Here is a 12,620-nt window from a genome sequence, read left to right as displayed (position 1 = left end):
TAATTACTTCTTATCCTTTCAAGTAAATCTTATTTTTTCTAAAGCATATCATAACTATAACGTGAATTGTTCACCGAGGTATACATCTCTTACCTGCTGATTTGCAAGGATTTGATCTGCATCACCTTGGGCGATTAATTCACCATGACTAACAATGTAAGCATGCTCACAAACATCGAGTGTCTCTCTAACGTTATGGTCGGTTATTAATATGCCAATGCCTTTATTTTTTAAGTGTAGAATAATTTTTTTTATATCACCTACAGAAATTGGGTCAACGCCAGCAAATGGTTCATCTAACAATATAAATTTTGGGTCAGCTGCAAGTGCTCTGGCAATTTCAACACGACGACGTTCACCACCAGATAGGCTCATGCCTAAATTTTCGGTAATGTGCCCTATGTTAAATTCTTCTACTAAATGTTCTAACTTCTCTTCTCGTTCTATGTCTGTTAATTCTTTTCTTGTTTGCAATATTGCCATGATATTTTCGTAAACGGTTAACTTACGAAAGATCGAGGCCTCTTGTGGTAAGTATCCTATACCTCGGCGCGCACGTTCATGCATAGGTAACAGTGTAAGGTCTTCGTCATTTAACGTTATTGTACCTTTATCGTTATTTACTAACCCAACAATCATGTAAAATGACGTGGTTTTTCCTGCACCATTTGGACCAAGTAAACCTACAATTTGCCCTGCGTTAACTTCCAAACCAACATTTTTAACTACCATACGCCCTTTATAGGACTTAGCCAAGTTAGCGGCACTTAATTTTGCATTGCTCATTTATTCTTTTTTTCCAGGTGCTTAGGCTGTAATACCGTTTTAACGCGCTGATCATCTTCACCATTAGCTAATACTTGCTCGGTAATAAAGTTGTAAGTAATAACACTACCGTTTACTTTACTGCCTTCTTGACGGAGCTCCGCATCACCTGAGATAGTAACGGTATTCTTAGCAGGCTCATACTTAATTTCATTCGCCTGTAAATAAATGGGGGTACCATCTTCAAGTGTTTGCTTAAACGTAGCGGGTTTTCCTTTTGCTATATAGGTTTTTGTATCTGTATCTGATGCTGTGATAACTTGCACAAGATCAGCTTTTATTATCAGTGAACCTTGTTTAATTACAACATTGTCGATATAGCTAAATATTTTGTTTTTTAGATCCGCTGCTTGTCTCGTTGCATCAATACTAATTTCTTGTTTTAAATCAATTTCAGCGGCATAAATGCTAGCCATACTACTAACATATAAGCTTACAAATAAAACACTAGTGTGTAGACGGTTGATAAATAGTTTGTTCATGTTGTGTGAGAGTTACCTGTTTCGTGTTTAAGTCTATTATTAAGCCAGTGCCTTGCATAGCAAAATCTACACCTTTGATTCTTATGCTGTTCTCGGAGCTAATAATATTAGTATTTAGGTCAAGCTCTAAATACTTTCCATGAATTTCTCTAATTAAACTGTTTTCATCCGTTGAAATTAATAATACTTTGTTTTCCAGTTTTACTCGATTGCTGTTATAAAGTGTGCCTTCATTGGCGCTTATTTTCCAGGGAGCGTCGCTATCTTTTGGGTATAACGTATATTTAGGAAACTCAAAATGTGTGACCGCTAATTCACTGTAATGTTCCATACGCGACGCATCGATGCGATACGTTAATAGTCCTTTTTGCGAAAAAGCTTCACTTTTTAAGGATTCCGCAATGAAGTCCGGCGTAATGTTGTTTTCTACCACTTGGATATCTTCCTGTTTTGTGTGATGCCATTCAAGAATGCTATAGGCTGTGACCGTCAAGACAAAGAATAATAAGGAAAATATCTGGGTGCGACTCATATACTTGCGCCTTTGGCAAACTTTAACGTATTTTGACTTTGCATGAATAAATCACAAACTTCACGAACTGCTCCAAAGCCTCCATGGGTATATGTAGTATAGTCGGCAATAGCTAAAATACTTGGGTGAGCATCTTTTACTGCGATACTTAAGCCAACATAACTCATACACTCAAAATCTGGCATGTCATCACCAATATAAGCAACCTGTTCAGGAACAAGCGATAGGCTGGCTATCATGTCTTTTAATGTTGGCAGTTTGTTTTCTTGCCCTTGTACGATATGTTTGACGTTAAGTGCAGACATTCTTGTTTGCACTATATTAGATTGTCTTCCAGTGATAACGGCAACATCAACGCCACTTGCGCCAAGCGCTTTAATACCATAACCGTCTTTAGTGTGAAAAGCCTTGAGTTCTTCGCCGTCATTGCCAAGATAAATACGTCCATCAGAGAATACGCCGTCGATATCACACACAAACAATTTTATTTTTTTCGCTTTTTCAAAGACTGAAGCAGGTACATCGCCATATAAGGTATTCACCATTAAAGTACTCCCGATTTCAATAAGTCGTGCATATTCATCGCGCCAATGGGGGCGTTGTGTTGGTCAACAATAATTAAGCCATTAATTTTCTTATCTTCCATAACTTTAAGAGCTTCAGCAGCTAACATATCTTTTGACGCCGTTGTAGGAGCTTTCGTCATCACTGTCGCGATTTCATCGCTGTGAATATCTACTCTTGCGTCTAATATGCGACGTAAATCACCATCGGTAAATAAGCCAATAAGTGAACCATCAGAATTTATAACAGCTGTCATCCCTAAGCCTTTGAGTGACATCTCTACTAACGCATCTTTGATTTTTACCGATTGGTCTACAACAGGCAAACGTTCACCAGTATGCATGATATCTTGCAATCTCAATAGTAATCGTTTTCCTAAGCTGCCACCAGGGTGAGATAATGCAAAATCGTCAGCGGTAAAGCCTCGTGCATTCAACAGTGCTACTGCAATAGCATCACCCATGACCAAGGTTGCTGTCGTACTTGACGTTGGCGCTAAACCAAGTGGACAAGCTTCCTGCGTTACCTTGATACATACGTGCGTATCACTTAGTTTCGCTAGCGTCGATGTTGGGTTGCTGCTCATTGCAACAAGTTTTGCGCCAATACGTTTAATTACAGGCAATATCGCGAGCACTTCACCTGTTTCACCTGAATTTGAAATCGCCAGTACTACATCTTGTGCTGTGATCATGCCTAAGTCGCCATGACTGGCTTCACCAGGGTGAACAAAAAATGCAGGTGTACCTGTGCTAGCAAATGTTGCAGCAATTTTTCCGCCAACATGGCCTGACTTACCCATGCCTATCACAATGACGCGACCCGTCGTTTGCATCATTAATTGGCATGCTTTTTCAAAATTACTATCGATATATTGCGCAAGCTCATTTATGGCTTGAGATTCAATATTGATAACGTCTTTGGCTATTTTACTGAATGAACTCATAGTAACAATCTAATGCTTTATTTGGCTAAACAATAACAATTGATAAGCGACAAAGGAAATAAGTAACATGACACCTTTCATACGTGTAATTCGAAAATTGCCAAGTTTTCGGGTAAAACAAAGTAAAAATAGTAGCAACGTTACACCTAGCATATATGGAGCATCACGATATGAAGCCTCTGGATCTATTTCTCCAGGGGCAATCAAACCTGCGAGTGATAAAACAGCTAAAATATTAAAGATATTAGAACCTATAATATTACCCAGCGCTAAGTCATCTTCTTTTTTGACAATACTCATAATACTTGCAGCTAACTCAGGTAGGCTGGTACCAATTGCAATGACGGTTAAGCCTATGACAAGATCACTAATGCCGAACGCCTTAGCAATGAAGACCGATGATTCGACTAAATAAGAGGCGCTTAGTGGTAACAATATAATACCGATGACTAACCAAAAAATGGAATTAGACGTAGGTATCGCTTCTGGGACTTCCTGTTCGGCCTCTATAAGCATAGCATCATCAAGAGGGTGCGTTTTAGAACGACGAAGGGTAATGAAAAGTAAAGCGAGTATATAAGCAAAAAAGCCAATAATAAGAATTAGCCCTTCCCAGAAGCTTAAATGGCTATCGGCGACAAACCAATAAGCAATAGCTGTAATACCTAAAACAATAGGAAGCTCGCGTTTGATCGTGCTTGATGAAACAGATAGTGGATGTAGTAATGCTGTTATACCTAGTACTAAGGCAATATTCGTAATATTAGAACCAATAGCATTGCCGATCGCTGTGTCTGGGTTGCCTTGCAGTGAGGCCGTACCCGCAATCATCATTTCTGGGGCCGAAGATCCCATAGCCACGATTGTTAGACCAATAATCATTGGCGATATACCAATATTTCTAGCGAGAGAAGAGGCGCCTAAAACAAACTTATCAGCACTCCACACTAAGACAATTAAAGACACCAGCAAAATAAAAATCTGTAATAACATTCATCACTCCAAAATTAAGGGGTAAATTGTCGCCCGTTGTAAGAGAAAAAAAAAGAGTTATTGCTCGAAGATTGATAAAAAAGTGTCATTGATGATGAATTTTTACAAATATTGACCAAATTAAGCGTCTTAATGATGGCAATGTTAATGTATTTAATGGATTAATGCTTGTAGGTTTGGTTGATTTTTGTTCAATTCTTACACTTTCTTACGATTACCAACATTTACTCACGTAATTTAGACAGATTAATTTATGAATATCGGATGAAGTATTTGTTGCAGTCAGGTAGAATTACAGGCACTTAAAGTATGGATAGTTTAATAGAAAAATAAACCATGTCAGATACGTTGGTCGACATCAAGAATATGACTTTTAAGCGTGAAGAAAGAGTCATATATGATGAAATAAGTCTACAGATTCCAAAAGGGAAAGTAACGGCAATTATGGGGCCTAGTGGTATTGGAAAAACCACCTTGTTACGATTAATTGGTGGACAGCTGCGCCCAGAATCTGGGCAAATACTCTTTGATGGCAATGATATTCCCACATTATCTCGTAATGAACTTTATGACGTGCGTAAACGCATGAGTATGTTATTTCAAAGCGGCGCGCTTTTCACCGATATGAGTGTTTATGACAATGTTGCCTTTCCAATGCGTGAACACAGTAAATTGTCTGAGCGCATTATTGAAAAAATGGTGTTGATGAAGTTAGAGGCGGTTGGTTTACGAGGCGCGCGTCATTTAAAGCCGAGTGAGCTCTCTGGTGGTATGGCTCGTAGAGCCGCACTTGCACGTGCTATAGCGCTTGATCCTGAACTTATTCTTTACGATGAGCCCTTTGCGGGTCAAGATCCCATTTCAATGGGGGTTATTGTACGATTAATTAAGTCGTTGAATGACGCATTAGGTTTAACATCCGTTGTTGTTTCTCACGATGTACCAGAAGTCATGAGTATCGCCGACTATATTTATATCATTGCGGAACAAAAGGTTATTGGGCAAGGTACGCCTGATGATATTCGTCAACAAACATCGCCGCTAGTTCAACAGTTTGTAAAAGGTGAGTCTGATGGCCCGGTTCCATTTCATTATAAAGCTGCGTCTTATCAAGAAGAACTTATTGGAAAAGGAAGTAATAAATGAATTGGCTCCAATCGTTAGGGCGAAAAGTTATTGGTCGCATTAGCGCACTAGGTAGGGCTATCATCATGTTAACTTCTGCGCTTGCTCATGTACCTAATATTAAGCGTGGCTTTCCGTTATTAGTTCAGCAGTTATATGCTGTTGGTGTGCTATCTCTCATTATTATTGTTGTATCGGGTACCTTTATCGGCATGGTGTTAGCATTGCAAGGTTACACTATTCTTGTTGGTTATGGTGCGGAAGCAAGCCTAGGGCCAATGGTTGCCTTGTCTTTATTACGTGAATTAGGCCCAGTGGTTGCTGCACTGTTGTTTGCTGGCCGAGCAGGATCTGCTTTAACGGCGGAAATAGGCTTAATGAAAGCAACTGAGCAATTATCAAGTTTAGAAATGATGGCTGTAGACCCTTTACGTCGTGTTATAGCACCAAGGTTCTGGGCTGGTTTTATTTCTTTACCATTACTTGCTGCAATATTTTCAGCGGTCGGTATATTAGGCGCGCATTTAGTTGGTGTTGACTGGTTAGGCGTTGATAGTGGTACGTTTTGGTCAGTAATGCAAGCGCAAGTTTCTTTGGAAAAAGATATATTAAATGGTGTTATCAAAAGTATCGTTTTTGCTTTTGTTGTTACATGGATAGCTGTATATAAAGGCTATGATTGTGAACCAACATCGGAAGGGATTAGCAGGGCAACAACAGCGACGGTTGTGCAGTCTTCATTGCTAGTATTGGGTTTAGATTTTATTTTAACTGCATTAATGTTTACCAAATAATCTTGTTCAGGTTTGGTTAAGCGATGATTATGTTCAATGGGTGGATGACATGGTGTCAAAAAAAGTAGAAATTTTGGTTGGTCTATTTGCAGCAATAGGTATTGCGGCATTATTAATGTTAGCGTTAAAAGTTGCAGATAGCGGTATTTCAGGTAATGGTGAAACATATAAATTGTATGCTAAGTTCGATAATATCGGTGGCTTAAAAATACGTTCGCCCATAAAAGTCGGAGGCGTTGTTGTAGGCCGCGTTAGTGACATTAGTTTAGATGAAGATGACTACACGCCTTTAGTGACCTTAGAGATAGATGCTCGTTTTCAAAACTTTTCTGAGGCTACATCAGTATCTATTTTAACAGCAGGGCTGCTGGGCGAACAATATATTGGTTTATTACCTGGGTTTATGGATGAATCTATCGATACGTTACAAGAAGGTGACTATATTGAAGATACTAAACCTGCGTTAGTATTAGAAGAATTGATAGGGCAATTTTTATTTGGCCAAGGAAGTGGTGATTAATGACTGGGAGAAAAATGAAAATGTTATCGAGAAATATCGCGGTGCTATTATCGTCGTTGATGTTAGTACAACACGCGTCTGCTTCAGATGCGCTTACCTCAGATGAAACGAATAATAATGTGCACTTCTATGTTGCTGAAAATAGTGGTTCTTCAGCGATAAATACTACTGACCCCTTCGAGATGATAAAGTCAGTGGCGGATATTACGTTTAAACGTTTTGCCAATGAACAAACTGAAATTCGTAAAAACCCTAATTTGCTGAAAAAAATTGTCCGTGAAGAACTCGTTCCGTACATTGATTATCGCTATGCTGCTTTTAAAGTCATCGGTGCGAAAAACTTTAAAAATACTACCTCTGAAGAACGTGACGCTTTTGTACCAGTATTTTTGGATTACCTCGTTACATCTTATGCACAAGTCTTTACCTTGTATAACAGTCAAGAAGTAAAGTTTGAAAAAGCACGGATCTCAAATTCAGGACGTATTGCTTTTGTTAAAACGTTAGTGATTGAGCCGGGTCGTGAGCCCATTGATATTTCCTTTTCTACACGAAAAGGAAAAAATGCAGACGAGTGGAAGGCTTATGATATGGTTGCTGAAGGCATTAGTATGTTAGACAGTAAAGAGGCCGAACTAGGCAGCTTAATTCGTCAAAAAGGCTTGCCCCATGTGACAGAGTTATTGAAAGAAAAAGCAGCGAAAGACATTGTTTTTAAATAGGAACATAGCGTGACAACATTAGAAGTATTGTCAGTTGACAATCAATTGATGCTAAAAGGTAACCTAACACGTGAGTTTATTACGCCTAGTATCGAAAAGCAGTCGTGTCGTCTATTGTCAAAAAGTATTAGTCATATTAACTTATCGCAAGTGAACATGGTTGATACTGCGGGCCTCGCGCTATTGCTGTTGTTAATAGAGGTTGCGAATAAGGCGAGTCTATCGATTAATCTCGTTGATTTACCTGACGACTTAGTTAATTTAGCAAAATTAAGTGCCGTATCGGCTTTCTTGCCAGTTCAATAAGCCCTATAATCCCAGTAACTTTGTTATTGGGAGACCCTTGTGGAAGTTTCTGAAATTGAAAAATTGATAAGCGATGCTGTTGAGCTTGATGAGTTACATGTAAAGTTTGATGGTTCGCAATGTACGGTTATTGCTGTTGCTGATTTCATTGGCGATTTATCTAGAGTCAAACGTCAACAACTTATCTTTGCTCCTTTGTCTCAAGCGATTAAGGAAGGTGCTATTCATGCGGTAACTGTTAAAACCTTTACCACAACGGATTGGCAGCGTGAGAAAATGTTTAATTTACCCCTGTAATAAAAAGTAAGAAGGTCACCTTGGACGCATTTAAAATTAATGGCGGTAATCCGCTCGTGGGAGAGGTCTCCATTTCGGGAGCAAAGAACGCTGCTCTACCAATCCTTATGGCATGTCTATTGTCTGAAACACCCATTACAATCAGTAATGTGCCTAAGTTAAACGATATTCATACAACACTTAAATTATTGAGTGATTTGGGTGCTAATATTTCTTGGTTATCTGAAGATCAAGTATCAATTGATGCGTCAAAGATTGATAACCTTAAAGCGTCTTATGAGTTAGTAAAAACCATGCGTGCATCCATTTTAGTATTGGGTCCGCTGTTAGCGCGATTTGGCCATGCTGAAGTATCGTTACCTGGTGGTTGTGCTATCGGCGCCCGTCCTGTGAATCTTCATATTCATGGTTTAAAGCTGATGGGGGCAGAAATTGATGTTGAAAATGGTTATATAGTGGCTAAAAATCACGGTCGATTAAAAGGTGCTAACATTTTCATGGATACAGTTAGCGTAACTGGCACTGAAAATTTGATGATGGCGGCGGCATTGGCTGATGGCGTTACTGTTATTGAAAATGCCGCTCGCGAACCTGAAATTGTAGACTTAGCAAATTGCCTAAATGCAATGGGCGCAAAAATATCTGGTGCAGGTAGTGATACCTTAACGATTGAGGGGGTTCCGCGTTTAGCAGGCCAACAATATCGTGTTATGCCTGATCGTATTGAAACGGGTACTTTCCTCGTTGCCGCAGCTGTAACGCAAGGAGACGTTACCTGTAAAAATACAGATCCAGGTGCGCTTGAAGCTGTGATCAGTAAGTTGCAGGAATCCGGTGCTGAAATTACCACAGGCGACGATTGGATTCGATTGTCTATGTCTAGTCGACCTAAAGCAGTGAATATTCGAACTGCGCCTCATCCGGCTTTTCCAACGGATATGCAAGCACAATTTGTTGCATTAAATGCGATAGCTGAAGGAACAGCCACGACAATTGAAACGATTTTTGAGAATCGCTTTATGCATGTGCCAGAATTACAGCGTATGGGCGCAGATATAGCGTTAGAAGGAAATACCGCAATTTCTAAGGGCGTTGATATGTTAACCGGCGCTCGCGTTATGGCAACGGATTTAAGAGCTTCTGCAAGTTTGGTTATTGCAGGCTTAGTGGCTACTACTGAAACACAAGTTGATCGTATTTATCATATCGATCGCGGTTATCAAAAGATTGAAGATAAATTACAAGCGTTAGGCGCAGATATCGTCCGCGTAAAGGGTGCATAGCCGTTTAGATAGTTTCATATAAAGAATCCACCTGCATAGCAGGTGGCTTATTTACTGCTTACTTTCTAATATGGTAACAGGAATATTAAGCAGTTTGTTGCCACGATATACGCTAAACATAACCTCAGTACCAGGGCGCGTTTCAGCCACTAAATCGAGTGCTTGAATCGTTGAAGTAATCGGTGTATCACCGATTTGAGAGACAATATCACCTGGCTTTAGCTGAGCAACATGTGCAGGACTATTTTTGATAATTCCACTGATAACAAAACCACGTGGATTTTGACTAAACACTTGGGTGTCAATGCCTAGCCAACCTCGAATTACTCTACCGTTCTCAATTATTTGTTGCATCACTTTATAGGCAAGTTGGTAGGGGATAGCAAAGAAAATCCCTTGAATATCAAGTTGTGGGTTTATTTCTCGAAACAGTCGTGAGTTAATACCGACTAACGTACCGTTAGTATTTACTAACGCGCCACCAGAGTTGCCCTCATTGATGGCGGCATCCATTTGCAAAAACTGGGTATGATTGGTGCTACTTAACCCGGTACGCCCTGTGGCGCTGATAATGCCTTGAGTAATAGTTTGGCCTAAATTTAATGGGTTACCAATCGCAAGAACTACGTCACCAGCAGAGACGGTAAGGTCTAAATTTTGTGGAATAACGGGTAAATTACTGGCTTCAATTTTTAACACAGCTAAGTCTGTATAAATATCATAACCGATGATCGTTGCAGGAAATCGCTGACCGTTTTGTAAATCAACAGTGATTTGTGCGGCATTCTGTACGACATGATAGTTAGTTAGCATGTAACCGTTAGGATCCATTATTACACCGGAACCTAGTCGCGAAACGCTGCGGGGTGCTTGTAAATAGTTTACGCTATTCTGAATTTCCTCTGAGTATAAATTTACGACGGCAGGTCCCGCGCGTTGCACTGCATTGGCATAAGAAAGTGGGGCAGGATTGGTTTTTTGCGGTCGAAATATATTCCACCAGTTGTCTCCTTTACCACTGAGTTCAGGATAAACTACAAGGATAACGACGGCGAATATTACGCCGTAACTAACGGCGTTAAGAACATATTTTACAGAGTCTATGAGTTTCAAAGGCGTATCTAAAGATTATTTTTTTTAAAGATTAACACATGTGTAGACAATAAAAAACGGCTCACTACATGAGCCGTTTTTTTATTTAATACCTATTACGTTAGTCACTAACGTATACGAATATACAAGTTAGAATTTCCTCGAATAATGTGCAGCAAAGAGATGCCATTATCTTCTTTTAATAACTCCCTTAATTCACCAATATTACTTACGCGGTTACGATTTATACCACGAATAATATCGCCTTTGCGCAAGCCTATCATGTTTGCAGGTGAACCATCTTCTATGGATGAAACAAGCACACCTAAGCCTTTGGCGTGATTTTCAAGTTCAGCGCCTTCAAGCATACGATGAATAGAAGCAGGTTCTACATTAGGACCGTCGGCTTTCTTTAACACTACCTTATAGGTTTTTTCTTTGCCGTTGCTTTTAATTACCGTCAGTTTAACTTCGTTTCCAGCGCCAATAGCACCAATTTTCCCACGAAGTTCAGAGAATGAACGTATCTTCTTACCATTGACTTTGGTAATAACATCTCCGGCTTCAATACCTGCTTCGTCTGCTGCAGAGTCGATGGTGACCTGTTCAATGAAAGCGCCTTGTGCTTCTTCAAGCTCCATTGCTTTCGCAAATTCACCGGTAACACTTCGACCTGCTACACCTAGTACGCCTCTACGCACTTCTCCAAATTCAATAATTTGATTTACAAGGCTTTTAACCATATTACTTGGAATGGCAAAACCAATACCTACATTGCCACCACCCGGTCCAATGATTGCGGTATTAATACCGATTAATTCGCCGCGTAAATTAATTAATGCGCCACCAGAATTACCACTATTTATCGCTGCATCTGTTTGAATAAAGTCTTCAAAATTATCGGCATTCAAACCACTTCTTCCAAGGGCACTGACAATACCAGAAGTAACTGTTTGTCCTAAACCAAAAGGGCTGCCTATTGCGACAGCAAAGTCACCAACGCGTAACTTATCGGAATCGGCAATGTTTACTTCCACTAGGTCCTCTGCGTCTACTTGCAACAGAGCAATATCACTGTTTTCATCTGAACCCATTTTTGTCGCTTCGATTTGGCGGCCATCTTTCAAAGTTATTTGGATCTCATCGGCTTCTTTAACGACATGATAATTTGTGACGATATAGCCTTTTTCAGCATCAATAATGACACCAGAGCCCAAACCTTGAAATGGACGCTCTCGTGAAGGCGCTTGGCGTGGGTTGCCAAAGAAAAATTTAAAGGCGTCAGGTACACGTTGTTGTACTTCTTGCGTACCTCTGACCGAAATTAACACCACCGCAGGCGTCACATTTTCGAGCATTGGGGCTAAGCTAGGTAACTTCTGTCCATCAATTGATAATGGAAGATTCGCGTGGACAGGCATGCTTGCCATGGCAATGCTACCAGAAAGTAAAATGCTACTCATCAACATAGACATTTTTTTCATAATAGAGGTTTCTCCTACTTTCAAACGGATATAAATACCTAAATACTGACTAGTGATTTAGCGCTAAGTTCCTATTTTTCAACATCGCTATTTGTAACAGCTTGTGTCTGATCGGCAAAAAGACCGCTTGCTGTTCCTGAGTAATCTAATGGTGCTTCAGTCATCGCTTCCTTTTGCTCTCGTGATTTTTTTTCATGGCGCAATGCGACTGTCTGAGCGAGCTGATCTTGGGTTTCTTTTGAGAAAAACGGCATTACAACTTCTTCGGCCGGAGTGGCTTGTTGCAATAATTTTGTACTTTGTTCCATTTGCTGCATAGCGGTTTGACAGGTCAAATTCATTTGTTCAAGTAATTTCGTTGAATTATCCAAATGCTCTGCCACATCCATTTTATATTGGGCAAGCGAGGCTTCAGCTTGGCTTGCTTTTTCCGCAAGGCTTGCACTATTTTTGCTTGAGGCCGACATAAGCTTACTCGCGACAACGCCAACAATGGCGCCGACAATAAAGATAACAATACCAATAACAATATTCATAACATAAAACCTTATTTATCAAGCCGTACAAATTGTATTAACGGAAAAAATTGGTGAAAATAGAGATTAACACACAAAGCCAAATTATCTGAAAATTAATATGTATGCTAAATTAAATT

Annotated in this window: 17 protein-coding genes; 8 read left to right on the top strand and 9 right to left on the bottom strand. The window is 39.8% G+C overall.

What is annotated here, in order from left to right:
- Positions 1 to 54: 54 nt before the first annotated feature.
- From lptB to QUE09_RS14585, 6 genes are read right to left on the bottom strand one after another with little or no spacing between them, the layout of a single operon-like run.
- Entirely contained in the window at positions 55 to 786 is a 732-nt protein-coding gene (lptB, locus tag QUE09_RS14610) for an LPS export ABC transporter ATP-binding protein (protein WP_286233579.1), read from the bottom strand.
- Positions 783 to 1,241 carry a lipopolysaccharide transport periplasmic protein LptA gene (gene lptA / locus QUE09_RS14605; RefSeq protein ID WP_286233578.1) on the bottom strand — a complete coding sequence of 153 codons (459 nt, stop codon included), beginning with the start codon at positions 1,239 to 1,241 and terminating at the stop codon, positions 783 to 785. The genes lptB and lptA overlap by 4 nt, the downstream gene beginning before the upstream one ends.
- A gap of 31 nt (positions 1,242 to 1,272) precedes the next feature.
- Positions 1,273 to 1,839, bottom strand: a complete 567-nt coding sequence (gene lptC / locus QUE09_RS14600; RefSeq protein WP_286233577.1) for an LPS export ABC transporter periplasmic protein LptC — start codon at positions 1,837 to 1,839, stop codon at positions 1,273 to 1,275.
- Positions 1,836 to 2,384, bottom strand: a complete 549-nt coding sequence (gene kdsC, locus QUE09_RS14595) for a 3-deoxy-manno-octulosonate-8-phosphatase KdsC (RefSeq protein WP_286233576.1) — start codon at positions 2,382 to 2,384, stop codon at positions 1,836 to 1,838. The genes lptC and kdsC overlap by 4 nt, the downstream gene beginning before the upstream one ends.
- Positions 2,384 to 3,349, bottom strand: a complete 966-nt coding sequence (locus QUE09_RS14590) for a KpsF/GutQ family sugar-phosphate isomerase (RefSeq protein ID WP_286233574.1) — start codon at positions 3,347 to 3,349, stop codon at positions 2,384 to 2,386. Before QUE09_RS14590 ends, kdsC begins: the two co-directional genes overlap by 1 nt.
- Positions 3,350 to 3,358: 9 nt before the next feature.
- Complete coding sequence (locus tag QUE09_RS14585) at positions 3,359 to 4,342, bottom strand: calcium/sodium antiporter (RefSeq protein ID WP_286233573.1); 984 nt, start codon at positions 4,340 to 4,342, stop codon at positions 3,359 to 3,361.
- Positions 4,343 to 4,678: 336 nt separating this feature from the next.
- Between QUE09_RS14585 and mlaF the strand changes: the two genes are divergently transcribed.
- From mlaF to murA, 7 genes are read left to right on the top strand one after another with little or no spacing between them, the layout of a single operon-like run.
- The gene (gene mlaF, locus QUE09_RS14580) at positions 4,679 to 5,488 is read left to right on the top strand and encodes a phospholipid ABC transporter ATP-binding protein MlaF (RefSeq protein ID WP_286233572.1); all 810 of its coding nucleotides are present in this window, start codon (positions 4,679 to 4,681) and stop codon (positions 5,486 to 5,488) included.
- A complete protein-coding gene (gene mlaE / locus QUE09_RS14575; protein WP_286233571.1) occupies positions 5,485 to 6,261 on the top strand; it encodes a lipid asymmetry maintenance ABC transporter permease subunit MlaE in 777 nt (258 codons plus the stop codon). Before mlaF ends, mlaE begins: the two co-directional genes overlap by 4 nt.
- Before the next feature lie 49 nt (positions 6,262 to 6,310).
- Entirely contained in the window at positions 6,311 to 6,781 is a 471-nt protein-coding gene (gene mlaD / locus QUE09_RS14570; protein ID WP_286233570.1) for an outer membrane lipid asymmetry maintenance protein MlaD, read from the top strand.
- A complete protein-coding gene (locus QUE09_RS14565; RefSeq protein ID WP_286233568.1) occupies positions 6,781 to 7,503 on the top strand; it encodes an MlaC/ttg2D family ABC transporter substrate-binding protein in 723 nt (240 codons plus the stop codon). The genes mlaD and QUE09_RS14565 overlap by 1 nt, the downstream gene beginning before the upstream one ends.
- Positions 7,504 to 7,512: 9 nt before the next feature.
- Entirely contained in the window at positions 7,513 to 7,809 is a 297-nt protein-coding gene (locus tag QUE09_RS14560; RefSeq protein ID WP_286233567.1) for an STAS domain-containing protein, read from the top strand.
- A gap of 39 nt (positions 7,810 to 7,848) precedes the next feature.
- On the top strand, positions 7,849 to 8,106 hold the full coding sequence (locus QUE09_RS14555; RefSeq protein WP_286233566.1) for a BolA family protein: 258 nt from the start codon (positions 7,849 to 7,851) through the stop codon (positions 8,104 to 8,106).
- Positions 8,107 to 8,126: 20 nt separating this feature from the next.
- Complete coding sequence (gene murA, locus QUE09_RS14550; protein ID WP_286233565.1) at positions 8,127 to 9,389, top strand: UDP-N-acetylglucosamine 1-carboxyvinyltransferase; 1,263 nt, start codon at positions 8,127 to 8,129, stop codon at positions 9,387 to 9,389.
- Between the two features lie 51 nt (positions 9,390 to 9,440).
- Here the strand turns inward: murA and QUE09_RS14545 are convergent, their stop codons facing one another.
- A complete protein-coding gene (locus tag QUE09_RS14545) occupies positions 9,441 to 10,502 on the bottom strand; it encodes a trypsin-like peptidase domain-containing protein (protein ID WP_286233564.1) in 1,062 nt (353 codons plus the stop codon).
- Positions 10,503 to 10,551: 49 nt separating this feature from the next.
- On the opposite strand from QUE09_RS14545, the gene QUE09_RS17615 reads away from it, so the two are divergent.
- Complete coding sequence (locus tag QUE09_RS17615) at positions 10,552 to 10,635, top strand: DUF3955 domain-containing protein (protein ID WP_350226394.1); 84 nt, start codon at positions 10,552 to 10,554, stop codon at positions 10,633 to 10,635.
- On the opposite strand, the gene QUE09_RS14540 is transcribed toward QUE09_RS17615, so the two are convergent.
- Both QUE09_RS14540 and QUE09_RS14535 read right to left on the bottom strand, forming a co-directional pair.
- Complete coding sequence (locus QUE09_RS14540; RefSeq protein WP_286233563.1) at positions 10,610 to 11,965, bottom strand: Do family serine endopeptidase; 1,356 nt, start codon at positions 11,963 to 11,965, stop codon at positions 10,610 to 10,612. The genes QUE09_RS17615 and QUE09_RS14540 overlap by 26 nt on opposite strands.
- Positions 11,966 to 12,036: 71 nt before the next feature.
- Positions 12,037 to 12,501, bottom strand: coding sequence for a ZapG family protein (locus tag QUE09_RS14535; protein WP_286233560.1), 465 nt, complete (start codon positions 12,499 to 12,501; stop codon positions 12,037 to 12,039).
- Positions 12,502 to 12,620 lie beyond the last annotated feature (119 nt).

The sequence above is a fragment of the Thalassotalea sediminis genome, from assembly GCF_030295915.1.
GTDB classification, from domain to species: Bacteria; Pseudomonadota; Gammaproteobacteria; order Enterobacterales; family Alteromonadaceae; genus Thalassotalea_C; species Thalassotalea_C sediminis.
This window is presented reverse-complemented; position numbering and strand designations above follow the sequence as displayed.

Coding starts and splice junctions, on each gene's coding strand:
- QUE09_RS14585 (WP_286233573.1), bottom strand. CDS start 4,342: ATGTTATTACAGATTTTTATTTTGCTGGTGTCTTTAATTGTCTTAGTG.
- lptA (WP_286233578.1), bottom strand. CDS start 1,241: ATGGCTAGCATTTATGCCGCTGAAATTGATTTAAAACAAGAAATTAGT.
- mlaE (WP_286233571.1), top strand. CDS start 5,485: ATGAATTGGCTCCAATCGTTAGGGCGAAAAGTTATTGGTCGCATTAGC.
- lptB (WP_286233579.1), bottom strand. CDS start 786: ATGAGCAATGCAAAATTAAGTGCCGCTAACTTGGCTAAGTCCTATAAA.
- lptC (WP_286233577.1), bottom strand. CDS start 1,839: ATGAGTCGCACCCAGATATTTTCCTTATTATTCTTTGTCTTGACGGTC.
- QUE09_RS14535 (WP_286233560.1), bottom strand. CDS start 12,501: ATGAATATTGTTATTGGTATTGTTATCTTTATTGTCGGCGCCATTGTT.
- kdsC (WP_286233576.1), bottom strand. CDS start 2,384: ATGGTGAATACCTTATATGGCGATGTACCTGCTTCAGTCTTTGAAAAA.
- QUE09_RS14590 (WP_286233574.1), bottom strand. CDS start 3,349: ATGAGTTCATTCAGTAAAATAGCCAAAGACGTTATCAATATTGAATCT.
- mlaD (WP_286233570.1), top strand. CDS start 6,311: ATGGTGTCAAAAAAAGTAGAAATTTTGGTTGGTCTATTTGCAGCAATA.
- QUE09_RS14540 (WP_286233563.1), bottom strand. CDS start 11,965: ATGAAAAAAATGTCTATGTTGATGAGTAGCATTTTACTTTCTGGTAGC.
- mlaF (WP_286233572.1), top strand. CDS start 4,679: ATGTCAGATACGTTGGTCGACATCAAGAATATGACTTTTAAGCGTGAA.
- QUE09_RS14565 (WP_286233568.1), top strand. CDS start 6,781: ATGACTGGGAGAAAAATGAAAATGTTATCGAGAAATATCGCGGTGCTA.